Origin of the sequence: Campylobacter sp. CFSAN093233 (assembly GCF_011068165.1) — a bacterium.
Taxonomy (GTDB): domain Bacteria; phylum Campylobacterota; class Campylobacteria; order Campylobacterales; family Campylobacteraceae; genus Campylobacter_D; species Campylobacter_D jejuni.
Genome location: NZ_JAAMWY010000007.1, coordinates 106201 through 128583, shown reverse-complemented (window position 1 = coordinate 128583; position 22383 = coordinate 106201). Strand labels below are relative to the sequence as shown.

32 protein-coding genes are annotated in these 22383 nt (G+C 33.4%); 28 read left to right on the top strand and 4 right to left on the bottom strand.

The features are described 5' to 3' along the window. Window positions 1-7: 7 nt before the first annotated feature. The 3 genes from FBF15_RS07015 to FBF15_RS07005 are packed head-to-tail and all read right to left on the bottom strand — an operon-like array spanning window position 8 to window position 1733. Complete coding sequence (locus FBF15_RS07015; RefSeq protein WP_002867513.1) at window positions 8-106, bottom strand: hypothetical protein; 99 nt, start codon at window positions 104-106, stop codon at window positions 8-10. Then, window positions 103-1173, bottom strand: a complete 1071-nt coding sequence (gene rlmN, locus FBF15_RS07010) for a 23S rRNA (adenine(2503)-C(2))-methyltransferase RlmN (RefSeq protein WP_038816670.1) — start codon at window positions 1171-1173, stop codon at window positions 103-105. Before rlmN ends, FBF15_RS07015 begins: the two co-directional genes overlap by 4 nt. Window positions 1174-1196: 23 nt before the next feature. After that, on the bottom strand, window positions 1197-1733 hold the full coding sequence (locus FBF15_RS07005) for a hypothetical protein (RefSeq protein ID WP_002860134.1): 537 nt from the start codon (window positions 1731-1733) through the stop codon (window positions 1197-1199). Between the two features lie 79 nt (window positions 1734-1812). Between FBF15_RS07005 and rsmA the strand changes: the two genes are divergently transcribed. The 24 genes from rsmA to secY all read left to right on the top strand — a co-directional run bounded on the left by rsmA (window position 1813) and on the right by secY (window position 15332). Beyond that, window positions 1813-2613, top strand: a complete 801-nt coding sequence (gene rsmA, locus FBF15_RS07000) for a 16S rRNA (adenine(1518)-N(6)/adenine(1519)-N(6))-dimethyltransferase RsmA (RefSeq protein ID WP_002860133.1) — start codon at window positions 1813-1815, stop codon at window positions 2611-2613. After that, on the top strand, window positions 2582-4576 hold the full coding sequence (locus FBF15_RS06995; protein ID WP_002860132.1) for a ribonuclease J: 1995 nt from the start codon (window positions 2582-2584) through the stop codon (window positions 4574-4576). Before rsmA ends, FBF15_RS06995 begins: the two co-directional genes overlap by 32 nt. Before the next feature lie 34 nt (window positions 4577-4610). Beyond that, a complete protein-coding gene (locus tag FBF15_RS06990) occupies window positions 4611-5372 on the top strand; it encodes a pseudouridine synthase (protein WP_002859704.1) in 762 nt (253 codons plus the stop codon). Between the two features lie 197 nt (window positions 5373-5569). Further along, window positions 5570-5881: a 30S ribosomal protein S10 gene (gene rpsJ, locus FBF15_RS06985; protein WP_002779353.1), complete on the top strand. Its 312-nt coding sequence runs from the start codon at window positions 5570-5572 to the stop codon at window positions 5879-5881. Window positions 5882-5890: 9 nt separating this feature from the next. After that, entirely contained in the window at window positions 5891-6466 is a 576-nt protein-coding gene (gene rplC, locus FBF15_RS06980; protein ID WP_002779987.1) for a 50S ribosomal protein L3, read from the top strand. Beyond that, window positions 6463-7077: a 50S ribosomal protein L4 gene (rplD, locus tag FBF15_RS06975; RefSeq protein ID WP_002791636.1), complete on the top strand. Its 615-nt coding sequence runs from the start codon at window positions 6463-6465 to the stop codon at window positions 7075-7077. Before rplC ends, rplD begins: the two co-directional genes overlap by 4 nt. Before the next feature lie 2 nt (window positions 7078-7079). Then, the gene (locus FBF15_RS06970; protein ID WP_002856384.1) at window positions 7080-7361 is read left to right on the top strand and encodes a 50S ribosomal protein L23; all 282 of its coding nucleotides are present in this window, start codon (window positions 7080-7082) and stop codon (window positions 7359-7361) included. Window position 7362: 1 nt separating this feature from the next. Next, complete coding sequence (gene rplB / locus FBF15_RS06965; protein WP_002860131.1) at window positions 7363-8193, top strand: 50S ribosomal protein L2; 831 nt, start codon at window positions 7363-7365, stop codon at window positions 8191-8193. 1 nt (window position 8194) lies between these two features. Beyond that, window positions 8195-8476 (top strand): 30S ribosomal protein S19, encoded by a 282-nt coding sequence (gene rpsS, locus FBF15_RS06960; RefSeq protein WP_002851509.1) that lies wholly within the window; start codon window positions 8195-8197, stop codon window positions 8474-8476. 10 nt (window positions 8477-8486) lie between these two features. After that, entirely contained in the window at window positions 8487-8930 is a 444-nt protein-coding gene (gene rplV / locus FBF15_RS06955) for a 50S ribosomal protein L22 (protein ID WP_002855723.1), read from the top strand. Then, the gene (rpsC, locus tag FBF15_RS06950; RefSeq protein ID WP_002851138.1) at window positions 8930-9631 is read left to right on the top strand and encodes a 30S ribosomal protein S3; all 702 of its coding nucleotides are present in this window, start codon (window positions 8930-8932) and stop codon (window positions 9629-9631) included. The genes rplV and rpsC overlap by 1 nt, the downstream gene beginning before the upstream one ends. Before the next feature lie 2 nt (window positions 9632-9633). Further along, entirely contained in the window at window positions 9634-10059 is a 426-nt protein-coding gene (rplP, locus tag FBF15_RS06945) for a 50S ribosomal protein L16 (RefSeq protein ID WP_002779441.1), read from the top strand. After that, entirely contained in the window at window positions 10046-10231 is a 186-nt protein-coding gene (gene rpmC / locus FBF15_RS06940; protein WP_002851566.1) for a 50S ribosomal protein L29, read from the top strand. Before rplP ends, rpmC begins: the two co-directional genes overlap by 14 nt. A 9-nt stretch (window positions 10232-10240) precedes the next feature. After that, the gene (rpsQ, locus tag FBF15_RS06935) at window positions 10241-10492 is read left to right on the top strand and encodes a 30S ribosomal protein S17 (protein WP_002851549.1); all 252 of its coding nucleotides are present in this window, start codon (window positions 10241-10243) and stop codon (window positions 10490-10492) included. Next, on the top strand, window positions 10492-10860 hold the full coding sequence (rplN, locus tag FBF15_RS06930) for a 50S ribosomal protein L14 (protein WP_002779438.1): 369 nt from the start codon (window positions 10492-10494) through the stop codon (window positions 10858-10860). The genes rpsQ and rplN overlap by 1 nt, the downstream gene beginning before the upstream one ends. Next, window positions 10860-11093 carry a 50S ribosomal protein L24 gene (gene rplX, locus FBF15_RS06925; protein WP_002779437.1) on the top strand — a complete coding sequence of 78 codons (234 nt, stop codon included), beginning with the start codon at window positions 10860-10862 and terminating at the stop codon, window positions 11091-11093. The genes rplN and rplX overlap by 1 nt, the downstream gene beginning before the upstream one ends. A 3-nt stretch (window positions 11094-11096) precedes the next feature. After that, complete coding sequence (gene rplE, locus FBF15_RS06920) at window positions 11097-11642, top strand: 50S ribosomal protein L5 (protein WP_002851453.1); 546 nt, start codon at window positions 11097-11099, stop codon at window positions 11640-11642. 1 nt (window position 11643) lies between these two features. After that, on the top strand, window positions 11644-11829 hold the full coding sequence (locus FBF15_RS06915) for a type Z 30S ribosomal protein S14 (RefSeq protein ID WP_002851478.1): 186 nt from the start codon (window positions 11644-11646) through the stop codon (window positions 11827-11829). A 9-nt stretch (window positions 11830-11838) separates the two neighbouring features. Further along, on the top strand, window positions 11839-12234 hold the full coding sequence (rpsH, locus tag FBF15_RS06910) for a 30S ribosomal protein S8 (protein WP_002851353.1): 396 nt from the start codon (window positions 11839-11841) through the stop codon (window positions 12232-12234). Window positions 12235-12312: 78 nt separating this feature from the next. After that, window positions 12313-12849 (top strand): 50S ribosomal protein L6, encoded by a 537-nt coding sequence (gene rplF / locus FBF15_RS06905; protein WP_002851302.1) that lies wholly within the window; start codon window positions 12313-12315, stop codon window positions 12847-12849. Window positions 12850-12858: 9 nt separating this feature from the next. Continuing rightward, window positions 12859-13215: a 50S ribosomal protein L18 gene (rplR, locus tag FBF15_RS06900; protein WP_002785535.1), complete on the top strand. Its 357-nt coding sequence runs from the start codon at window positions 12859-12861 to the stop codon at window positions 13213-13215. An 11-nt stretch (window positions 13216-13226) separates the two neighbouring features. Further along, window positions 13227-13670, top strand: a complete 444-nt coding sequence (gene rpsE, locus FBF15_RS06895; RefSeq protein WP_002779428.1) for a 30S ribosomal protein S5 — start codon at window positions 13227-13229, stop codon at window positions 13668-13670. A gap of 4 nt (window positions 13671-13674) precedes the next feature. Further along, window positions 13675-14067 carry a 50S ribosomal protein L15 gene (rplO, locus tag FBF15_RS06890; protein WP_038816671.1) on the top strand — a complete coding sequence of 131 codons (393 nt, stop codon included), beginning with the start codon at window positions 13675-13677 and terminating at the stop codon, window positions 14065-14067. Further along, window positions 14067-15332 (top strand): preprotein translocase subunit SecY, encoded by a 1266-nt coding sequence (gene secY, locus FBF15_RS06885; protein WP_165434616.1) that lies wholly within the window; start codon window positions 14067-14069, stop codon window positions 15330-15332. Before rplO ends, secY begins: the two co-directional genes overlap by 1 nt. Before the next feature lie 27 nt (window positions 15333-15359). Here secY and FBF15_RS06880 read toward each other — a convergent pair whose 3' ends face one another. Next, window positions 15360-16631, bottom strand: coding sequence for an MFS transporter (locus tag FBF15_RS06880; RefSeq protein WP_038816672.1), 1272 nt, complete (start codon window positions 16629-16631; stop codon window positions 15360-15362). 194 nt (window positions 16632-16825) lie between these two features. Here FBF15_RS06880 and topA point away from each other — a divergent pair, with 194 nt between their 5' ends. The 4 genes from topA (at window position 16826) to FBF15_RS06860 (ending at window position 22305) form a co-directional block, all read left to right on the top strand. Next, window positions 16826-18928 carry a type I DNA topoisomerase gene (gene topA / locus FBF15_RS06875; protein WP_002888820.1) on the top strand — a complete coding sequence of 701 codons (2103 nt, stop codon included), beginning with the start codon at window positions 16826-16828 and terminating at the stop codon, window positions 18926-18928. Between the two features lies 1 nt (window position 18929). Next, window positions 18930-19766, top strand: coding sequence for a biotin synthase (locus FBF15_RS06870; RefSeq protein ID WP_002884213.1), 837 nt, complete (start codon window positions 18930-18932; stop codon window positions 19764-19766). Then, entirely contained in the window at window positions 19747-20922 is a 1176-nt protein-coding gene (locus tag FBF15_RS06865; RefSeq protein WP_002876072.1) for a cation:proton antiporter, read from the top strand. The genes FBF15_RS06870 and FBF15_RS06865 overlap by 20 nt, the downstream gene beginning before the upstream one ends. 114 nt (window positions 20923-21036) lie before the next feature. After that, complete coding sequence (locus FBF15_RS06860; protein WP_002851494.1) at window positions 21037-22305, top strand: citrate synthase; 1269 nt, start codon at window positions 21037-21039, stop codon at window positions 22303-22305. Window positions 22306-22383: the final 78 nt, after the last annotated feature.

The window sequence follows — 22383 nt, the reverse complement described above, 5'->3', positions numbered from 1 at the left end:
GTAATAATTATTTTTTTTCTTTTGTTACTACAAAAACAATTCCACCAAAACCTATAATTACAACAGCTGTTATAAAAATGATTTCAAAAATATCTAGCATTGTCATTGTTCTTTTGCCCTTTCTTTAAGCTGTCCACAAGCAGCTGAGATATCAAGCCCTTTACTTTCTCTTATAGTACAAGTTACACCTTTATTGCTGAGTAAATCTTGAAATTTAATCGCGTTTTCTAAACTAGGGCGTTTATATAAACCTCCTTCATGTGGATTAAAGAGTATTAAATTCACTTTGGCTTTAATACCATTTAAAAGCTTGACTAATTCTTTAGCGTGTTCAAGCTTATCATTGATACCATCAATTAAAAGATATTCAAACATCACTCTTTTTCTTTGATCTATAGGAAATTCACGCACCGCATCCATAATCGCAGCGATATTATAAGCTTTATTGATAGACATAAGTTCGGTTCGAAGCTCATCATTAACCGCATGCAATGATATAGCAAGTAAAACACCTAAATTCATTTGACCTAATTCTTTGATTTGTTTTGCCAAACCGCTAGTACTGATGGTTTGACGGCGAGGACTTATAGCAAGTCCCTCATTTTGCGCTAAAATTTTTACCGCTTTAGAAACATTTTTAAGATTATCCAAAGGCTCGCCCATACCCATATATACTATATTTACACGGCGTTCATAAGGGATATTGTTTTGTTTTTTGATCCATAAAATTTGTCCGACTATCTCACCTGCACTTAAATTTCTTTTCAAACCACCCTTGGCAGTAAGACAAAAACTACATCCACTTTTACAACCTACTTGAGAAGAAACACAGATAGTATATCTCGCATGAGAAATTCTTTTGCCTTCTGCGTCTATTTTTTCTTCTTTCATAGGCAAAAGCACACTTTCTATCCTTAAACCATCAACGAGTTCAAAAAGATATTTTATACTTCCATCTTTACTTTGCTCATTTTTAACACATTTTACGGGAGAGAAATGAAAATTTTGCGCAAGTTCTAAACGTAGATCTTTTGGTAAATTTGACATATCGGAAAAATTATTGGCGTATTTTTGATAAATCCATTGATAAATTTGTTTCACGCGAAACATCGGTTTGATTTTTTCTCCTAATTCTTCAGGTAAAAAATCTAAAATATTAACAAGCTCTTTCAAAATTATTTTCCTTTTTTGAATTTTTAAATATAATGATATTTTTTTAAGTATTCTTCTAATTTTTCTTTTGCCTTTTGATGATTTTTTATAAAATCTTCGTGAGCGTTTTCATTGCAAAAATTTGTTGCACACAAAATACACTCTGCATCAATATTTAAATTTTTAGCTACGCTCAAAACAGAAAAGGCTTCCATATTTTCTGCAAAAAAACCTAATTTTGAAAATTCTTTTGCTGCTTTTGAATTTTGACAAATATAATTTGAAGAATTGATTTTTATTGTTTCACGAGAAACATTTTCTTTTTCTAAGCAAATTTCATATTTTGCAGGAGTATAAAATGCATGTGAAATTTTAGAAAATTCTACATTAAAAGCGTGCGAACTTCTATAAATTTCTAAAATCTCTCCCTTATCATAAAGCCCACAAGTTCCTATAAATATAAGTTTTGATGGTTTTTCTTTGAAGTAAAGTTGACTCAAATGAAAAGCTGACTCAACCAAACCTATGCCTATAGCTTTTGCAAAAGAAAAATTTTCATTTCCACCCGCACAAACAATCATTTTGATCCTTATGAAATTTTACAAAAATAATTCTACCTAAAAAGACTTAATTAAGAATTTTTAGATAAAATTATTTCTTATGGTTAAAGCAAAAAAACAATACGGACAAAATTTTTTAATCGATAAAAGCGTATTAGCAAAAATCATCCAAGCCATACCCAAAGAGATGAACAATATCATTGAGATTGGGCCTGGCTTAGGTGATTTAACGCAAGAACTTTTAAAAATTTCTCAAGTAAAAGCTTATGAAATCGATAATGATCTCATACCTATTTTAAAAAAGAAATTTCAAAAAGAACTTGAATGTGGAAAATTTAACTTGATCCATCAAGACGCAAGCGAAGCTTTTAATCCTAGTCTTGATGAAAAACCATATTTTTTGGTTGCAAATTTGCCTTATTATGTTGCAAGTCACATTATATTAAAAGCTTTAGAAGATAAAAATTGTCTAGGGCTTATTGTAATGGTACAAAGGGAAATGGCTGAAAAATTCTGCGCTAAAGAAGGAAATAGTGAGTTTTCTTCCTTAGGTGTTTTAAGTGCAATGATTTGCGAAAGAAAAATACTTTTTGATGTTGATCCACAATGTTTTAATCCTCCACCAAAAGTTATGTCAGCGGTGATGAGTTTGATTAAAACTAAGGATTTTGATGAACTTTGCGAAATAGAAAATTTCAAAAATTTTCTAAAAGATTGTTTTAAAGCTCCTAGAAAACAACTCTTAGGAAATTTAAAAACATATAAAGCAAAAGTTTTAGAAGTTTTAAGCACTCTTGGCTTAAAAGAAAACATCAGACCACATGAAATTTGCGTTGATTTATACCTTAAAATTTATGACAAATTAAAGGATGAATATGGACGAAAACAAAGAGATAAATAAAAACGAACAAAATCCGAACTCAAATTCAAAAAACAATAAACGCTATAAATATAAAAATCGTAGAAAAAAATTAGCTGATTCTTTGCAAAATGAAAATGATACTCCAAAAATTGATCAAAATTCCAACAAGGAAAATTCTGAAAACTCAGAAAATAAAACTGAGAAAAAAAAGAAGAAAAATCGCAATCTTCCTTCAAAACTCACAGGTAATGAAGATTGGCAAATCGCTCTTGCAGAATGCATAGAAGCTAACCGTGTTTCACATGAAAACCGCTTACACCCTTTAAAATATAATAATTCTAGCGAGCATAAAATCCGCATCACTCCTTTAGGAGGTTTAGGAGAAATTGGTGGAAATATCAGTGTTTTTGAAACCAATAAAGATGCAATTATAGTAGATATAGGTATGAGTTTTCCTGATGGAACTATGCATGGGGTAGATATTATCATCCCTGATTTTGACTATGTAAGAAAAATTAAAGATAAAATTCGTGGTATAGTGATCACTCATGCACACGAAGATCATATCGGTGCAGTGCCTTATTTCTTTAAAGAATTCCAATTTCCTATCTACGCTACACCTTTGGCTTTAGGAATGATTTCAAACAAATTTGAAGAACATGGCTTAAAAGCAGAACGCAAATGGTTTCGCCCTGTAGAAAAACGCCGTGTTTATGAGATAGGCGAATTTGATATAGAGTGGATTCATATCACACATTCTATCATTGATGCTTCAGCACTTGCGATCAAAACAAAAGCAGGAACTATTATCCACACAGGTGATTTTAAAATTGATCAAACCCCAATCGATGGCTATCCAACAGACTTAGGACGTTTGGCACATTATGGAGAAGAAGGGGTTTTATGTCTTTTAAGCGATAGTACAAATTCGTACAAAGAAGGTTATACAAAAAGTGAAAGCTCTGTAGGGCCAACTTTTGATCAAATTTTTGCACGTACCAAAGGCAGGGTGATCATGAGTACTTTTAGTTCTAATATCCACCGTGTTTATCAGGCTATCACTTATGGTTTAAAATACGGCAGAAAAGTTTGTGTGATCGGTCGTTCTATGGAAAGAAATCTTTATACCACTATGGAATTAGGCTACATCAAACTTGATAGAAAAATTTTCATCGATGCTGATGAAGTAAGCAAATATAAAGACAATGAAGTGCTTATCGTAACTACAGGAAGTCAAGGCGAAACCATGAGTGCGCTTTATAGAATGGCAACTGATGAGCATAAATTTATAAAAATCAAACCTACAGATCAAGTGATTATTTCAGCTAAAGCCATACCAGGAAATGAAGCAAGTGTTTCTGCGGTGCTTGACTATCTTTTAAAAGCAGGAGCTAAAGTAGCGTATCAAGAATTTAGTGAAATTCATGTAAGCGGACACGCTAGTATAGAAGAGCAAAAACTTATGCTAACCCTTACCAAACCTAAATTTTTCTTACCGGTTCATGGAGAATACAATCACATCACTAAACACAAAGAAACAGCGATGAAGTGCGGTATCCCTGAAAGAAATATTTATCTTATGAGTGATGGCGATCAAGTAGAACTTTGCCAAAAATATGTCAAACGCATAAAAACCGTAAAAACAGGTAAAGTTTTTGTAGATAATCAAATCAACAAACAAATCGCCGATGATGTAGTTATAGATCGCCAAAAACTTGCAGATAGTGGCATAGTGGTTATTATCGCACAAATTGACAAAGCCACAAAAACACTGATCAATAAACCAAGAGTATTTAGCTATGGGTTAGTAGCTGACAAACACGATCATGCTTTTAGCAAAGATATGGCTGAAGTTTTAGGACAATTTTTCATCAATGTTAAAGATGAAGTACTCAATGATCCAAGATTTTTAGAAAATCAAATCCGCCAAGTCTTAAGAAAACATATCTTTAGAAAGATTAAAAAATACCCAACCATAGTTCCAACTATTTTTGTAATGTAAAAAAGGGCAAAAACGCCCTTTTAAGGAAGATCAAATGAGAATTAATAAATTTATATCCCATAACACTCGTTATTCACGCCGTGAAGCTGATGAACTTATCAAACAAGGCTTAGTAAAAATAAACAACAAAATTGCCCTTTTAAGCGATGAAGTTCAATTTGATGATAAAGTCTTTGTTAAGGGCAAAAGAGTGCAAAAAAGAACGCAATTTAGCGTGATAATCTACCATAAACAAAAAGGTGAAATTGTCAGTAAAAAAGACGATCGTGGAAGAAAAACTATATACGATACCTTGCCAAGACAATTTAGTACTTGGCTTAGCGTAGGTAGGCTGGATTATGCAAGCGAGGGCTTGCTTTTGCTTACAGATTCTCCTGTGATTGCTGATGCTTTAATGCATAGCGATTTAGAAAGAGAATACTACCTTAAAGTTAAAGGTACGGTGAGCAAACAAGTCATCGAAGCCATGCAAAATGGGCTTGAGATTAAAAATGAAAAAAAAGGCGCACACGCAAAAACCAAAATCACCTCTATGAGTTTTGCTCCTTTTATAGACTTTGAAATTTTTGGATCAAGTGGAGGTTATACTAAGCTTAGAGTGGTTATAAATGAAGGTAAAAATAGAGAGCTTAGACGCTTTTTTGGACATTTTGATCTTGAAGTCATGGATCTTAAGCGTGTTGCTTTTGGGGCTTTAGATCTTGGTATGTTAAAGGCGGGAAAACATCGCTATTTGGAAAATGGAGAATATGAAAAATTAAGAGATTTTTTGAAATTTAATGAAATAAGATATTGACCATTATATGCAAAAATTTAAAAAATAATGATAATTTTTAAATTCTAAAAATTCTATTTTTATCCTTTTTAAAAGGAAAATAATAGAAAAATTTCATCAAATTCCTTGACTTTGAAAACAAGATTTTATATACTCTCATTTCAATTTTTATAAATTGGTTAGTTTTTAACTAACGAGTTCTTTTTAAAGGAAATATTATGGAAAGAATTAGGCTTAAGCTAAAAGCTTATGACCATCGAGTACTAGACAGAACAGTTGCAGCAATCGTAGAAGCTGTTAAAAGAACAGGTGCGGATATCAGAGGTCCGATACCAATGCCTACTAAAATCAAACGCTATACAGTTTTAAAATCTCCACACATTAACAAAGATTCTCGTGAGCAGTTTGAAATAAGAATTCACGCACGTATGCTAGATATAGTAGCAGCGACTCCAGATACAGTTGATTCTTTAACTAAGCTTGATTTAGCGCCAGAAGTAAGCGTTGAAGTAAGAGCTATGGGTAAGTAAGGATAAGATATGGAATATATTGTAGAAAAAATCGGAATGAGCAGAACAATTACTAATCCAAGTATCGCTGTAACTTTACTAAGAGTTGTAAATGCAAAAGTATGTGAAGTTGAAGGCGGAAAGGCTTTAGTAGCATATCCAAAAGGTAAAGCAAGTAATAAATGTGTCGCAGGACAACAAAAAAAGTATAATCTTTCTGCAGAATACAATAGATTTGCGACTTTAGAAGTAGCAAATACTGAAGCAGGAGATTTAGATGAAACTCCATTAAATGAAGCAAAAATTTTAAAAGTAAGCTTTAACACTAAAGGTAGAGGTTATAGCGGTGTTATGAAAAGACATAACTTCGCAGGGGGTCCAGCAAGTCACGGTTCTAGATTTCACAGACGCCACGGATCTATTGGCAATAGAGAATGGCCAGGTCGTGTTCAACCAGGTATGAAAATGGCAGGACACTATGGAAATACTAAAGTGACCGTTAAAAACGAAGTTGTATCTTATGATGCTGAAAACAAAATTTTAGTAGTTAAAGGTGCAGTACCAGGTTATAATGGTGCTATGGGTAAAATAAGGATTGCAAAATGAGTAAAGTAGTTGTTTTAAATGATAAATTAGAAAAAGCAGGTGAACTTGATTTACCTTCAAAATATGCGGAAGTAAATCCACACAATCTTTACTTATATGTAAAATCTTACCTTGCAAGTTTAAGAGCAAATACAGCTCATACTAAAGGTAGAAGTGATGTAAGTGGTGGTGGTAAAAAACCTTGGAGACAAAAAGGTCGTGGCGGTGCTAGAGCGGGTTCAACAAGAACTAACGTTTGGGTAGGCGGTGCGGTTGCTTTTGGTCCAACAAATGAAAGAAACTACTTCCAAAAAGTAAATAAAAAACAAAAAAGATTGGCGCTTGAAAGAGCTTTAGCAGATAAAGCAGCTAAGGGAGCGTTATTTACTGCTGATTCTTTGGCTATTGAAAGTGGTAAAACAAAAGATGCAAACGCTGTGATTAAAAAACTTGGCGTCAAAGATGCTTTAATCGTTAAAGATTTACTAGATGAAAAAACACTTTTAGCTTACAGAAATTTAGCAAATTGCTATGTAGTTGATGTAACTGAAGTAAATGCTTATTTAGTATCTGTATTTAATGCTGTTATCATAGAAAAATCAGCGTTAGAATCTATTACAAAAGAGGGATAATTATGGCAGATATTACTGATATAAAGACTATACTTTACACAGAAAAAAGTTTGAATTTGCAAGAGCAAGGTGTCGTAGTTATTCAAACTTCACCAAAGATGACTAAAACAGGCTTAAAAGCGGTTTTAAAAGAGTATTTTGGTGTAACTCCAAAAAGCATCAATTCATTAAGAATGGATGGAAAAGTTAAGCGTTTTAGAGGTCGTTTAGGTCAAAGAAACGATTACAAAAAATTCTATGTTAAGCTACCTGAAGGTGTTAGCTTAGAAAATACGGAGGCTTAAGATGGCAATTAAAACTTATAAACCATATACTCCAAGTAGAAGATATATCACAGGTTTAAGTTCTGAAGATATTACAGCTAAACCAAGTGTACGCTCACTACTTGTTAAACTTCCAGCACACGCGGGTCGTAACAGCTATGGAAGAATTACAAGTCGTCATAAAGAAGCGGGTGCTAAAAAACTTTACAGAATTATTGATTTTAAACGTCGTAAATTCGGTATAGAAGGCAAAGTAGAAGCAATCGAGTATGATCCATATAGAAATTGTAGAATTGCTTTGATTGCTTATAAAGATGGGGAAAAAAGATATATTCTTCAACCACGTGGATTAAGCGTTGGTGATATAGTTTCAGCTGCTGAAAGCGGACTTGATATTAAACCAGGCAATGCAATGAAACTTAAAAACATTCCTGTGGGTACTATTGTTCATAATGTTGAGTTAAAACCAGGTAAAGGCGGTCAAATGATCCGTTCCGCAGGTGCTTATGCACAACTTATGGGTAAAGAAGAAAAATATGTTATTTTAAGACTTGCAAGTGGCGAAATGAGACAAGTTTTAGCTGAATGTATGGCAAGTATCGGCGAAGTTGGAAATGAAGAATGGGCTAATGTAACTATCGGTAAAGCAGGTAGAAATCGCCATAGAGGTATACGCCCGCAAACTCGTGGTTCTGCAATGAACCCAGTAGATCACCCGCACGGTGGGGGTGAAGGTAAGAAAAATTCAGGCCGTCATCCAGTAACTCCGTGGGGTAAACCAACCAAAGGTGCGAAAACTCGTCGTAAAAAGGCTAGCGATAAGCTAATAATTTCAAGAAGAAAAGGAAAGTAAGATGGCTAGATCACTAAAAAAAGGTCCTTTTGTTGATGATCATGTAATGAAAAAAGTCATCGCTGCTAAAAAGGCTAATGATAATAAACCAATTAAAACTTGGTCAAGAAGAAGCACAATTACTCCTGATATGATAGGACTTACATTTAATGTTCATAATGGTAAAAGCTTCATTCCGGTTTATATTACTGAAAATCACATCGGTTATAAACTTGGTGAATTTGCTCCAACACGCACATTCAAAGGGCATAAAGGCTCTGTGCAAAAGAAAATTGGTAAGTAAGGGATAAGATATGAGTAAAGCATTAATTAAATTCATAAGATTATCTCCAACTAAAGCAAGATTGATTGCTAGAGAAGTTCAGGGGATGAATGCAGAATTAGCTATGGCTAGTTTAAAATTTATGCCAAATAAAGGTGCAAAATACATCGCAAATGCAATTTCAAGTGCAGTAGCAAATGGTGGCTTTGAAGCAAACGAAGTGGTTGTAAAAAGTTGTCGTGTTGACGCAGCTGCGGTATTAAAAAGATTTAGACCAAGAGCTAGAGGAAGTGCAAGTCGTATTAGAAAACCAACTTCACATATTTTAGTAGAAGTGGCAAAAGCAGAAGTGAAAGCTGAAGAGAAAAAAACAGTAGCTAAAAAAGCTCCAGCAGCTAAAAAGACTACTACAACAAAAGCTCCAGCTAAAAAAACAACAAGCACTAAAAAAGCAACAGCGAAAAAGGAAAGCTAATGGGACAAAAAGTTAATCCAATTGGTCTAAGACTAGGAATCAATAGAAATTGGGAATCAAGATGGTTTCCGACTAAAGCAAATTTAGTAGAAAATATCGGTGAAGATTACAAAATCAGAGCTTTCTTAAAAAGAAAACTTTATTACGCAGGAATCAGTCAAATTTTAGTAGAAAGAACTGCTAAAAAACTTCGCGTTACTGTAGTTGCCGCAAGACCAGGTATCATCATCGGTAAAAAAGGTAGTGATGTTGATAATTTAAGAAAAGAATTGCAAGATTTAATCGGTAAAGATGTAAATATCAATATCAAAGAAGAAAGAAAAGCAGGAGCTTCAGCTCAACTTGCTGCTGAAAGTGTTGCAACTCAACTTGAAAAAAGAATTGCTTTTAGAAGAGCGATGAAAAAAGTAATTCAAGGTGCGCAAAAAGCAGGTGCTAAAGGGATTAAAGTTTCAGTTTCTGGTCGTTTAGGCGGTGCTGAAATGGCAAGAACAGAATGGTATCTTGAAGGACGCGTTCCACTTCATACTTTAAGAGCAAAAATTGATTATGGTTTTGCAGAAGCTAGAACTACTTATGGAAACATAGGGGTTAAAGTATGGATCTTTAAAGGTGAAGTATTGCACAAAGGTATGCAACCTGAAAAAACTGAAGAAAGTGCTCCAGCTAAAAAGCCAAGACGCACAAGAAGGGGTAAATAATCATGTTAATGCCAAAAAGAACTAAATATCGCAAAATGATGAAAGGGCGTAACAGAGGTTATGCTAATCGTGGAACAGAATTTACTTTTGGTGAATTTGCATTAAAAGCAACTGAAGCAGGACGCATTAACTCACGCCAAATCGAAGCAGCGCGTATCGCTTTAACTCGTTTTGTTAAAAGACAAGGAAAAACTTGGATTAGAGTTTTCCCAGATAAGCCTTTGACAAAAAAACCTTTAGAAACTCGTATGGGTAAAGGTAAAGGTGCTGTTGAAGAATGGGTAATGAATATCAAGCCAGGTCGTATTATTTATGAAATGGCAGGAGTAAGCGAAGAAATGGCAAGAGAAGCATTGACTTTAGCTATGCATAAACTTCCATTTAAAACTAAGTTTGTTACAAGAGAGAGCCAAAATGAAATATACTGAGATTAAAGATAAAACAGCAGCTGAGCTTGCAACAATGCTAAAAGAAAAAAAGGTGCTTTTATTCACTTTAAAACAAAAGCTAAAAACAATGCAACTTACTAATCCAAAAGAGATTAGCCAAGTAAAAAAAGACATTGCTAGAATAAATACAGCAATTAACGCTTTAAGATAAGGATAGAAAATGGCATTTAAAAGAGAAATTCAAGGCGTTGTTGTTAAAATCGCTGGTGAAAAAACCGCAAGTGTTTTGGTTGAAAGAAAAGTGGTTCATCCAAGATATAGAAAAATTGTTAAACGCTTTAAAAAATATCTAATTCATGATGAGAGAAATGAAGTTAAAGTGGGTGATACTGTTGTTGCAGTAGAATGCAGACCACTTTCAAAAAGAAAATCATTTCGCTTAAAATCTGTATTAGCTACAGGAGTTGAGTAATGATTCAAAGTTTTACAAGACTTGCAGTTGCTGATAATAGCGGTGCAAAAGAATTAATGTGTATCAAGGTTTTAGGGGGTAGCAAAAGAAGATACGCTACCGTAGGTGATGTAATCGTTGCATCTGTTAAAAAAGCTTTACCAAATGGAAAAGTTAAAAAAGGTCAAGTGGTAAAAGCGGTTATCGTTAGAACTAAAAAAGAAATTCATAGAGATAATGGTTCTTTGATTCGTTTTGATGAAAATGCTGCGGTTATTCTTGACAACAAAAGAGAGCCTATCGGAACTCGTATCTTTGGGCCAGTGGGCAGAGAAGTTAGATATGGTGGCTTTATGAAAATCGTTTCACTAGCACCGGAGGTATTATAATGGCGGTTAAATTAAAAATCAAAAAAGGTGATAGCGTTAAGGTTATCACAGGCGATGATAAAGGTAAAACAGGTAAAGTTTTAGCGGTATATCCAAAAACACTTAAAGTGGTAGTTGAAGGATGTAAAATCGCTAAAAAAGCTATTAAGCCGAGTGAGAAAAACCCAAATGGTGGTTTTATCAATAAAGAAATGCCAATGGATATTTCCAATGTGGCAAAAGTTCAGGAGTAAGCGATGATGAGATTAAAAGAAAAATATAATCAAAGCATTAAACCTGCATTGGTTAAAGAATTTGATATTAAAAATCCTATGCTTATCCCTGTGATCGAAAAAGTAGTTATCAGCGTAGGTGCTGGTGAGTTGGCTAAAGATCAAAAAGTATTGCAAAATGTTGCAGATACTATTTCTTTAATTGCAGGACAAAAGGCTGTGATTACTAAAGCTAAAAAATCAGTTGCAGGATTTAAAGTTCGCGAAGGTTTTCCTGTGGGTGTAATGGTAACTTTAAGAAAAGAAAATATGTATGCTTTTCTTGATAAATTAATTTCTATTGCTTTGCCAAGGGTGAAAGACTTTAGAGGTTTAAGTAGAGATGGTTTTGATGGACGCGGAAACTATAACTTCGGTCTTGATGAGCAGTTGATGTTCCCAGAAGTGGAGTATGATAAAATTTTAAGAACTCATGGTATGAACATTTCTATAGTTACAACAGCACAAAATGACAAACAGGCACAAAAGTTATTAGAACTTATCGGTGTGCCATTTACAAAAGGAAAGTAAGATGGCTAAAAAATCAATGATTGCAAAAGCGGCACGCAAGCCTAAATTTAAAGTTAGAGCTTATACAAGATGCCAAATTTGTGGGCGTCCGCATTCGGTTTATAGAGATTTTGGAATTTGCAGAGTTTGCTTAAGAAAAATGGGCAACGAAGGTTTGATTCCAGGTCTTAAGAAAGCAAGTTGGTAAGGATAAAATATGATAAATGATATTATTTCAGATTCACTCACTCGTATCAGAAATGCAGGAATGAGAAAGCTTGAAACAACCAAGCTTTTACATTCTAAAGTTGTAGAAGCTTTAGTTGGAATTTTTCAAGCTAAGGGCTATATTGAGAGTTTTAATGTTATTGAAGAAGATAAAAAGAAATTTATCAATGTAGTTTTAAAATACGATGAAAAAGGTAAGAGTGTTATCAATGAGCTTAAAAGAATTTCTAAGCCTGGTCGTCGTGTTTATAAAGGTAAAGATGAAATCAAGCGTTTTAAAAATGGTTATGGTACTATCGTAGTTAGCACAAGTCATGGCGTTTTAGCTAATGATGAAGCTTATAAAGCAGGTGTTGGCGGCGAAATTTTATGTACCATTTGGTAAAAAATCTGCTTTTTATGGCATTGGGTATCCATTCTTTTAAAAAAGTAGAAATATCCTAGACAAATAAAAAGGAAAAATATGTCTCGTATAGGTAAACAACCGATTGCTATTCCAGCAGGAGTAGAAGTAAAATTAGAAGGAAATTTGCTTAAATTTAAAAAAGGAAATTTAGCAAAAGAACTTGATACTAAAGCAAATGTAAATGTTGAGATTAAAGATAATAATATTCTTTTTTCTCCAAAAGGTGAAGACAGACAAAGTAGAGCTTATTGGGGAACTTACAGAGCTTTAGCTTACAATATCGTTGTAGGTTTAACTCAAGGTTTTTCAAAAACTCTTGAAATCAATGGAGTTGGTTATAAAGCAGCTTTAAAAGGTAAAGTTTTAGAACTAAGCCTTGGTTTTTCTCATCCTATTAATTATGATATTCCAGAAGGAATTGAAATTGTAGTGGATAAAAATACTATTGCAGTTAAAGGAAGTGATAAACAAGTTGTAGGTCAAGTTGCTGCTCAAATTCGTGAATTTAGACCACCAGAGCCATATAAAGGAAAAGGCGTTAAGTATTCTGATGAACGCATTATCCGCAAAGCTGGTAAGACATCTAAGAAGTAAGGGTAGAATATGAGAGCAAATGTATTAAAAAGAAAACTAACTTTAAGAATCAAAAGAAAAAAAAGAATTAGAGCGAAAATTTCAGGTTGTGAAAATTTTCCAAGAATTTCTGTATTTAAATCAAACAGAACTCTATATATCCAAGCGATTGATGATGTAAAAGCTGTAACTTTAGCAGCAGTTGATGGACGCAAACTTGGCGTTAAAGCAAATAAAGAAGGTGCTAAAAAAATCGCTGCTGAATTTGCTAAAACTTTAAAAGCTAAAAAGATAGAACAAGCTGTTTTTGATAGAAATGGTTATGTATATCATGGTGTTATCGCAGCATTGGCTGAATCTTTAAGAGAAAATGGCATTAGGCTATAAGGGGTAAATCGATGGAAAAATATAATAGAGAAGAATTTGAAGAAGTAATCGTCGATATCGGCAGAGTTACTAAGGTTGTTAAAGGTGGTAGAAGATTTAGATTTACTGCTTTAGTTATCGTTGGAAACCGCAAAGGTTTAGTAGGTGTTGGTTATGGTAAGGCTAAGGAAGTTCCAGATGCCATCCGTAAAGCTGTTGACGATGCGTTTAAAAATATCGTTGAAGTTAAAACTAAAGGCTCAACTATCGCTCACGATGTAGAGGTGAAATACAACGCAAGTAGAATTTTACTTAAACCAGCTAGCGAAGGTACAGGAGTTATCGCAGGTGGTTCTACACGCCCTATCGTGGAACTTGCAGGTATTAAAGACATCTTAACCAAGTCTTTGGGTTCAAATAATTCAGCTAATGTGGTTCGTGCTACAATCAAAGCTTTAACAATGTTAAAAGGATAAGAAGATGAATTTAACAAAAGCAGCGGGTTCAACGCGTAAAACTAAAAGAATTGGCCGTGGTCAAGGTTCTGGCATGGGTAAGACTGCTACTAAAGGGGGTAAAGGTCAAACTGCTAGAAAAGGTTATAATGAAAAAAGAGGTTTTGAAGGGGGTCAACAACCACTTCAAAGAAGACTACCAAAAGTAGGTTTTACTTCTAAAATTCAAAAACCTTATGTGATCAATGTTGAAAAAATCACAGCTGTAAAAGAGCTTAGTGAAATTACATTTGAGAGCATTAAAAGTGTTCACAAAATTTCAAAATCTGTGAATAAAATCAAATTAATTGGTGCAAGTGCAAAAGACTTAGTACCAAAAATCAAAGACGAGAATATTAGCGTCACCGGATCAAAATAATGAATAGAGCATTGACGAATAAGATTTTAATCACCTTAGCATTTTTATTTGCTTATAGGGTTCTGGCTTATGTGCCAGTTCCTGGCGTCAATGCTGATGTGATTGCGGAATTTTTTAATAACAATCAAAACAATGCTTTGGGTTTATTTAATGTTTTTAGTGGTGGAGCGGCTGAACGCTTTTCTATCATTTCTTTAGGTATTATGCCTTATATTACTACTTCTATTATTATGGAGCTTCTTGCAGCAACTTTTCCAAATATTGGTAAGATGAAAAAAGAGCGTGATAGTATGCAAAAATATATGCAAATTATCCGTTATGCGACTATTGTGATTACTTTGGTTCAAAGTATAGGCGTTGCTATAGGTTTGCAAAGCTTGCACGGTCGTGGTGGTGCAGGGGCTATAATGGTGGAAGATTTAAATATGTTTATCGCACTTTGTGCTATTTCTATGCTTGCTGGAACTATGCTTTTAATGTGGCTTGGCGAACAAATCACACAAAGAGGTATAGGAAATGGTATTTCTTTAATCATTTTTGCAGGTATTGTTTCAGGTATTCCAAGAGCGATTTCAGGAACTGTAGGACAAATCAATTCAGGCGAGATGAATTTCTTAACCGCTTTTGCAATTTTTGCTTTGATTTTAATCACCATAGGGGTGATTATTTATATAGAACTTGGAGAAAGAAGAATTCCTATTTCTTATTCTCGTAAAGTTGTAATGCAAAATCAAAACAAACGCATTATGAATTATATTCCTATTAAACTCAATCTTAGTGGGGTTATTCCACCGATTTTTGCTAGTGCGATTTTGATGTTTCCAACAACAATTTTACAAACTAGTACAAATCCTTATCTACAAGCCATTAATGACTTTTTAAATCCAAATGGTTATTTGTTTCATGTTCTAACTTTCTTGTTTGTAATTTTCTTTGCTTATTTTTATGCTTCTATCGTATTTAACGCTAAAGACATAGCAGAAAATTTGAAAAAACAAGGCGGTTTTATCCCTGGAATTCGTCCAGGTGAAGGAACTTCAAGTTATCTTAACGAAGTGGCTTCTCGTTTAACTTTATCAGGTTCTATTTATTTAGGGCTTGTTGCAACCTTACCTTGGGTTTTGGTGAAATTTATGGGTGTGCCTTTTCATTTTGGCGGCACTTCTGTACTTATTGTAGTTCAAGTAGCACTTGATACGATGAGAAAAATTGAAGCTCAAATTTATATGAGTAAATACCAAACTTTAAGTGCGGTAGGTTTGTAATAAATAAAATTAGCAAGATTTTTCTTGCTAATTTATTCTAGGTTTTTGCTTTAAAAATAAAAACACAATGCACACTATAAAAATTACTATTGACCATATTAAAAAAGCATCTACAAGACCCATTTGTCTAACGATAGGTTGAGAGATAATAGGACTTAAAAATTGTCCTAAAAATATACAACTTGCTAAAATTCCATAAGCCCTAGAGCGAGCATTTTCAGGACAGATTGAAAAAAGATAAGCCGTATTATTTACAAGCATAATACCTCCACCCATTCCAAGCAAAGCTAAGGCGATTAAAACTGTGAAAAAGCTATCTACTAAAAAAAGCAGCAAAAAAGAACAAGATACGATAAAAAGAGTTAAAACATAAATAGTTTTAATACTTAAGAATTTTATAATATATCTATAGCTTAGAGAGAAAAAACCATAACATAGTGCAGATACAGACATCGAAATACCTATATATTTAGGATCCAATCCCAAATGTTCTTCTATATAGTAAGGAAGTTGAGTTGGCGAAATATAATAAACTACCATGATAAAAAAACCTATAAAATAGATAGGGAAAAATTGCCAATAATTTGTTTTTGTTTCTATTTTTGTATGATTATAGAATTTAAATTTTCTAGGTTCAAAAAGATAAATGATAGCCATTAAGGTAATTAAAATTCCAAGTCCATATACCAAAAAAGGATAACGCCAAGAATAACTTGAAACAAATCCCGCAATAGAAATAAAAACAGCACCCCCTACTGCACAAAAAAATCCTTGAAGACTTAAAGCATTTTCTCTGCGATTAAAGCCACCACGACTATAATAATCCCCAAGCAAAGCCGAAGCGCCTGTCATTATAAAAGCAGTTGCCATACCAAAAATAGCTCTTGAAGTCAGTATAGCATAAATATCATTTAAGAAAAAGCCACTTATCCCAGAAATAGTCCAAACCACCATAGCTGGAAGAATGAATTTTAATTTGCCAAATTTATCCATTAAAATACCAGCAAATGGAGATAAAATGACAACAAAAATAGCAGGGATGGTTAAAACTAAGCGAACAAGTATATCAAGATGAGCTAATGTGAAACTTGAAGCAAGAGTAGCGCCACTTTGGGTTAAAAGTTCTTCAAAATGTCTGTTGATAGCAGGCAGAGCAGATGAAATGACCACACTTCCTAGCATAGTCATAGCAGCCATAGAAAACACAGCTACTTTAAATCCGGACTTTTCAGTAATTTGAATTATTTTTTTATCCATTTTTGTGTCATTTGGATGAAATTTATAAATTTTGTCATTCATAATTTTTACCTTTTTTATTTTATTATACTCCAAAAATTATGGTTTGTATTTAAAATTACTTAAAATTATATTTTATTTATTTTGTTATGGTAGTTTTGTTTTTAAAATATTTTAGCTTGATTAAAATATATTTTATAAGTAGAATTTTAAATATTTTTAGCTAAATTCAGCTTTTTATTTAACAAGGGTGCAAAATGAAGAAAAATTTAATCATAGTAGAATCTCCTGCAAAAGCTAAAACCATAGGAAATTTTTTGGGAAAAGATTATGAAGTTATCGCTTCTAAAGGACATATTAGAGATTTGCCTAAATCAAGCTTTGGGATTAAAATAGAAGATGATGAATTTATCCCTGAGTATAGAATCACAAGTGATCATAGCGCCTTAGTTAAAGAACTTAAAAGCAAAGCCAAAGATGCCAAAGAAGTCTATCTTGCAACGGATGAAGATAGAGAAGGAGAGGCTATAGCCTATCATATTGCAAAAGCTATAGGAAAAGATGAAAACACCTTACCACGCATTGTTTTTCATGAAATCACTAAAAGCGCTATAGAAAATGCTTTAAAAAATCCAAGAAAATTAAACATGCACTCTGTAAATGCTCAGCAAACCAGACGTCTTTTAGATCGCATTGTAGGGTATAAGCTCAGCCCTTTATTAGGACAAAAAATTCAAAGAGGACTTAGTGCTGGGCGTGTTCAAAGTGCGGCTTTAAAGATCATAGTCGATCGTGAAAAAGAAATTCGTGCCTTTGTACCCCTAGAATACTTTAGTATTGATATGATTTTTCAAAAAGATTTAGATGCAGAACTGGTTGAGTTTGACAAAGCTAAGATAGAAAAACTTACCATTACCAACAAAGATCGTGCTAAGCTTATACTAGAGGCTTGTAAAAATGAAGCTTATGCTATAAGCGACATTGAAAGCAAAGAAAGAAAAATCGCTCCGCCTCCTCCTTTTATGACTTCAACCTTGCAGCAAAGTGCCAGCAATCGCCTTGGTTTTAACCCTAAAAAAACCATGATGATAGCTCAAAAGCTCTATGAAGGAGTAAATACCCATGAAGGCGTGATGGGGGTTATTACTTATATGAGAACCGATAGTTTAAATTTAGCCAAAGAAGCAGTAGAAAATGCAAGAAAATTCATACAAGCAAATTTTGGCAAGGACTATCTTCCAAGCAAAGCAAATGTATATACTACAAAGACTAAAGGCGCTCAAGAAGCTCATGAAGCTATACGCCCTACAAATTTAAGTTTTACTCCAGAAATTGCGGCTAAATTTTTAGACAAAGATGAGTTAAAACTTTACACACTTATTTACAATCGCTTTTTAGCCTGTCAGATGAGTCCTGCTATCTCTCAAACTCAAAATGTATTTGTAAAAAATGATAGAGCAGTTTTTAAAATAAGCGGTAGAAAAATCCTTTTTGATGGATATTATAAAGTTTATGGTGATATGGATAAGGATAAAATTTTGCCAAATTTTAAAATAGGCCAAAATTTAAAAGTGCAAAATTTAGAAATGAACTCACATTTTACCGAACCACCTTCAAGGTATTCAGAAGCAGGACTTGTAAAAAAACTTGAAAGTTTAGGCATAGGTCGCCCTTCTACCTATGCGCCAACCATTTCTATACTTACAAGCCGTGATTATGTAACAATAGATAAAAAACAACTCATTCCTAGCGATGTTGCTTTTAATGTAACCGAAGTGCTTGAGAAAAATTTTAGCGATATAGTAGATAGTAAATTTACTTCAAACCTTGAAAATACCCTAGATGAAATCGCAGAAGATAAGGCAGATTGGCAAGAAACTTTAAAAGAATTTTACTATCCTTTTATGAGAAAAATCGAAGAAGGAAAAACAAAAATAGCTAGTCAAAAAACTGTCACAAAACTAGGCGAAAGTTGTCCTGATTGTGGCGGAGAGCTTGCTATTAGAAAAGGGCGTTTTGGAGAATTTGTAGCGTGTTTAAATTTCCCAAAATGCAAGTATTCAAGAAATTTAAAAAGTGAAAGCAAAAACGAAAGCGAAAATACAGCCGCAAAAGCTAAAGCTAATGGTACAGGCATTACTTGTCCAAGTTGTCAAAAAGGTGAAATCGTAGAACGCTTTTCAAAACGTGGTAAATTTTATGGCTGTAGTGCTTATCCAAAATGCAATTTTATAAGCAAATACAAACCAAGTGAAGAAAAATGCGAAGAGTGTGGCGAAACTTTAGTGATAAAAGAGCTTAAAAAAGGTACATTCTTAGAATGTTTAAAGTGTAAAATCAAAAAAGAAATGAAGGATTAGAATGCAAATCATGCTTTGTGCTATTTCAAATATAGCCAGTGGAAATTGTTCAGAAGACTGTAAATACTGCACCCAAAGCGCTCATGTAAAAACAGATATTCAAAAATATCGTCGTAAAGAACTTTCACAAATCGTTTTAGAAGCAAAAATGGCAAAGAAAAATGAAGCCTTGGGTTTTTGTTTGGTTACGGCAGGACTTGGGCTTGATGATGAAAAGCTTGAGTATGTTTGCGAAGCTGCCAAGGCTGTGCAAAAAGAAGTACCTAATTTGCTTTTAATTGCCTGTAATGGTATGGCAAGCGTGGAACAACTCAAAGAACTTAAAAAAGCAGGAATTTTTTCTTATAATCACAATCTTGAAAGTTCTAAGGAATTTTTTCCACAAATTTGCACCACACATACTTGGGAAAGTAGATTTCAAACCAATTTAAACGCTAAAGAAGCAGGGCTTATGCTTTGTTGTGGTGGAATTTATGGTATGGGTGAGAGCGAAGAAGATAGGCTAAGTTTTAGAAAATCTTTGCAAGAATTACAACCTTTTTCAACGCCTATTAATTTTTTTATAGCAAATGAAAATTTAAAACTACAAGTTCCAAGACTTAGTGCTGATGAAGCTTTAAAAATCGTGCGTGACACCAAAGAGGCTTTGCCTCAAACTGTAATCATGGTTGCAGGTGGACGTGAAGTGGTATTGCAAGAAAGGCAGTATGAAATTTTTCAAGCAGGTGCTGGGGCTATTGTTATAGGGGATTATTTAACCACTAAAGGTGAAGAACCAAGTCAAGATATAATAAAATTAAAAGAAATGGGATTTACTTTTGCATCAGAGTGTCATTGATCCACAAGGTTTAATTGATCTAAAAATTCTTATTGTTATAGCTTTATGCTTACTTTTTTCTCCGCATATTGCAAAAATTTTACGCTTGCCTCTTTCAGCTACTGAAATTATTTTAGGGGCAATAATAGCATATTTTGGTTTCATAGGAAAAAGTGAAAATTTTGCACTTTTAGCCAATGTAGGTTTTTATTATCTAATGTTTATAGCGGGTATGGAGGTAAATTTAAGAGCCTTTTTTAATATGGATAAAGAAGTCGCCAAAAAAAGTTTTTTTTATATTTTTTTACTTTACGCTTTATCTTCTCTTATAGTATGGATTTTTGGACTTTCTTTAGTATTTGTTATCATTATACCTGTGATGAGTGTAGGGCTTTTATCTTTGCTTTTTAAGGATTTTGGAAAAGAGTGTTATTGGCTAAATATTGCTATGATAGTGGCTACTTTAGCTGAGGTGATTTCTATTGTGCTTTTGACTATAGCGGGAGCTTTTTTGCGCGAAGGAACAGGTATTATTGATGTAGCGCAAAGTATTTTATATCTTAATATCTTTTTGGGACTTTGTTTGCTCGGATTTAAAATGCTTGGTGTGCTTTTTTGGTGGTATCCTCAGCTTAAAGTTGTGCTTATGCCATGGGAAGATAAAAATGAAAAAGATATAAGATTTTGTATGGCCATTTTTATACTGATCATTGTTGCTATGGTTATTACAAAACTTGAAATCGTTCTTGGTTCTTTTATAGCAGGTTCATTTATAGCTACTTTTTTTGATCATAAAAAAGATCTTGAGCACAAGCTTTCTACTTTTGGACACGGGTTTTTGATCCCTATTTTTTTTATCCATATAGGTTCAACCTTTGATCTTAAAATGATTTTAGATTATAAAATCGTTTTACAAGCATTTTTACTTATGTTTGTTATGGTGGGTTTAAGAATTTTATGTGCAAGTGTTTTTTTAAAAAGAATTGGTTTTAAAAATATGATTTTATTTGGTCTTAGTCATTCTATGCCTTTAACCTTGCTTATAGCAACAGCTACTCTGGGTTATTCGGGCAAGGTTATTGATGAGAAGCTTTATTCAGCACTTATTTTAACAGCGTTATTTGAGGCTGTTATTGTTATGAGTATGATTAAATTTCTTTCTAATTCTAAAAAATGAAAGTTACTTTTTTACTCAAAAAAGCAAATAAAATCTTAAAAATTTAATAATAAAAAAACTCATAATCGTCCTTTTTTGTTAGAATTAATAAAAGTAACAATAAAAGGAGCGAAAATGTCAAATTCCGTTACTATAACCGATAATAGAAATGGAAAAAGCTATGAATTTCCTATATATGACGGTACAACTGGGCCAAGCGTTGTAGATATGTCAAGTTTTTATAAACAAACAGGAATGTTTTCTTATGATGAGGGCTTGACTTCTACAGCTACTTGTAAATCAAAAATCACTTATATTGATGGAGAAAACGGAATTTTAATGCACCGTGGCTATCCTATAGAGTGGCTTGCTGAAAACAAACTTTATTTAGATGTGGTTCATCTTTTGCTTTATAAAGAATTGCCTGATGCTACGCGTCTTGAAGCATTTCGTTATGAAATGAAAAAGCGTTCTTTTATCCATGAAGGTATGCATCGTCTTTTTGATTCTTTCCCTGATAATGCTCATCCTATGGCAGTTTTACAAGGTGCTGTTTCATCGCTTAGTGCTTTTTATCCTGATCATTTAAACATGAATGTAAAAGAAGAATATATGGAAATGGCAGCTAGAATAGTAGCTAAAATCCCTACTATAGTGGCTACTGCTTATAGATATAAACACGGCTTTCCTATGGCTTATCCAAATTTAGATCGTGGTTTTACAGAAAATTTCTTATATATGTTAAGAACCTATCCTTACGATCATGTAGAGCTTAAACCTATAGAAGTAAAAGCACTTGATACAGTTTTTATGCTTCATGCAGATCATGAGCAAAATGCTTCAACTTCAACAGTTCGTGCTGTGGGTTCAACTCACGCTCATCCTTATGCCTGTATAGCAGCAGGTATTGGTGCGCTTTGGGGTCATGCACATGGTGGAGCTAATGAAGGTGTTATTAGAATGCTTGAGCAAATAGGTAGTGTTGATAGGGTAGATGAATTCATCAAAAGAGCTAAGGATAAAAACGATCCTTTCCGCTTGATGGGCTTTGGGCATAGGGTTTATAAAAATTTTGATCCTAGAGCAAAAGTACTTAAAAAACTTCGTGATCAACTTATTGATGAGTTGGGTATTGATACCAATCTTATTAAAGTAGCAACGCGTATAGAAGAGATTGCTTTAAGTGATGATTATTTTGTTCAAAGAGGGCTATATCCGAATGTTGATTTTCATAGTGGACTTATTTTAAAAGCCTTAGGTATTCCAAATGAAATGTTTGCTACTTTATTTGTTATAGGACGCACCCCAGGATGGATAGCTCAGTGGATAGAGCAAAAAGAGCAAGAAAGTCTTAAAATAGTCCGTCCAAGACAACTTTATTTGGGTGAAACTAGTAAAATATAATTAAAATTTTTGTGGAAATTAAAAATTCCACAAAATCTTCTTGTATAATTTTAAAAAATCTTATAGAAAGTTTATAAT

Coding starts and splice junctions, on each gene's coding strand:
- FBF15_RS06970 (WP_002856384.1), top strand. CDS start 7,080: ATGGCAGATATTACTGATATAAAGACTATACTTTACACAGAAAAAAGT.
- rpmC (WP_002851566.1), top strand. CDS start 10,046: ATGAAATATACTGAGATTAAAGATAAAACAGCAGCTGAGCTTGCAACA.
- FBF15_RS06880 (WP_038816672.1), bottom strand. CDS start 16,631: ATGAATGACAAAATTTATAAATTTCATCCAAATGACACAAAAATGGAT.
- rplO (WP_038816671.1), top strand. CDS start 13,675: ATGAATTTAACAAAAGCAGCGGGTTCAACGCGTAAAACTAAAAGAATT.
- secY (WP_165434616.1), top strand. CDS start 14,067: ATGAATAGAGCATTGACGAATAAGATTTTAATCACCTTAGCATTTTTA.
- FBF15_RS06995 (WP_002860132.1), top strand. CDS start 2,582: ATGAATATGGACGAAAACAAAGAGATAAATAAAAACGAACAAAATCCG.
- FBF15_RS07015 (WP_002867513.1), bottom strand. CDS start 106: ATGACAATGCTAGATATTTTTGAAATCATTTTTATAACAGCTGTTGTA.
- rplX (WP_002779437.1), top strand. CDS start 10,860: ATGGCGGTTAAATTAAAAATCAAAAAAGGTGATAGCGTTAAGGTTATC.
- FBF15_RS06870 (WP_002884213.1), top strand. CDS start 18,930: ATGCAAATCATGCTTTGTGCTATTTCAAATATAGCCAGTGGAAATTGT.
- rpsQ (WP_002851549.1), top strand. CDS start 10,241: ATGGCATTTAAAAGAGAAATTCAAGGCGTTGTTGTTAAAATCGCTGGT.
- FBF15_RS06990 (WP_002859704.1), top strand. CDS start 4,611: ATGAGAATTAATAAATTTATATCCCATAACACTCGTTATTCACGCCGT.
- rplP (WP_002779441.1), top strand. CDS start 9,634: ATGTTAATGCCAAAAAGAACTAAATATCGCAAAATGATGAAAGGGCGT.
- rplD (WP_002791636.1), top strand. CDS start 6,463: ATGAGTAAAGTAGTTGTTTTAAATGATAAATTAGAAAAAGCAGGTGAA.
- rsmA (WP_002860133.1), top strand. CDS start 1,813: ATGGTTAAAGCAAAAAAACAATACGGACAAAATTTTTTAATCGATAAA.
- rpsS (WP_002851509.1), top strand. CDS start 8,195: ATGGCTAGATCACTAAAAAAAGGTCCTTTTGTTGATGATCATGTAATG.
- rplV (WP_002855723.1), top strand. CDS start 8,487: ATGAGTAAAGCATTAATTAAATTCATAAGATTATCTCCAACTAAAGCA.
- topA (WP_002888820.1), top strand. CDS start 16,826: ATGAAGAAAAATTTAATCATAGTAGAATCTCCTGCAAAAGCTAAAACC.
- rplF (WP_002851302.1), top strand. CDS start 12,313: ATGTCTCGTATAGGTAAACAACCGATTGCTATTCCAGCAGGAGTAGAA.
- rpsC (WP_002851138.1), top strand. CDS start 8,930: ATGGGACAAAAAGTTAATCCAATTGGTCTAAGACTAGGAATCAATAGA.
- rpsE (WP_002779428.1), top strand. CDS start 13,227: ATGGAAAAATATAATAGAGAAGAATTTGAAGAAGTAATCGTCGATATC.
- rplC (WP_002779987.1), top strand. CDS start 5,891: ATGGAATATATTGTAGAAAAAATCGGAATGAGCAGAACAATTACTAAT.
- rpsJ (WP_002779353.1), top strand. CDS start 5,570: ATGGAAAGAATTAGGCTTAAGCTAAAAGCTTATGACCATCGAGTACTA.
- rpsH (WP_002851353.1), top strand. CDS start 11,839: ATGATAAATGATATTATTTCAGATTCACTCACTCGTATCAGAAATGCA.
- FBF15_RS07005 (WP_002860134.1), bottom strand. CDS start 1,733: ATGATTGTTTGTGCGGGTGGAAATGAAAATTTTTCTTTTGCAAAAGCT.
- rplB (WP_002860131.1), top strand. CDS start 7,363: ATGGCAATTAAAACTTATAAACCATATACTCCAAGTAGAAGATATATC.
- rplN (WP_002779438.1), top strand. CDS start 10,492: ATGATTCAAAGTTTTACAAGACTTGCAGTTGCTGATAATAGCGGTGCA.
- rplR (WP_002785535.1), top strand. CDS start 12,859: ATGAGAGCAAATGTATTAAAAAGAAAACTAACTTTAAGAATCAAAAGA.
- FBF15_RS06860 (WP_002851494.1), top strand. CDS start 21,037: ATGTCAAATTCCGTTACTATAACCGATAATAGAAATGGAAAAAGCTAT.
- FBF15_RS06915 (WP_002851478.1), top strand. CDS start 11,644: ATGGCTAAAAAATCAATGATTGCAAAAGCGGCACGCAAGCCTAAATTT.
- rplE (WP_002851453.1), top strand. CDS start 11,097: ATGATGAGATTAAAAGAAAAATATAATCAAAGCATTAAACCTGCATTG.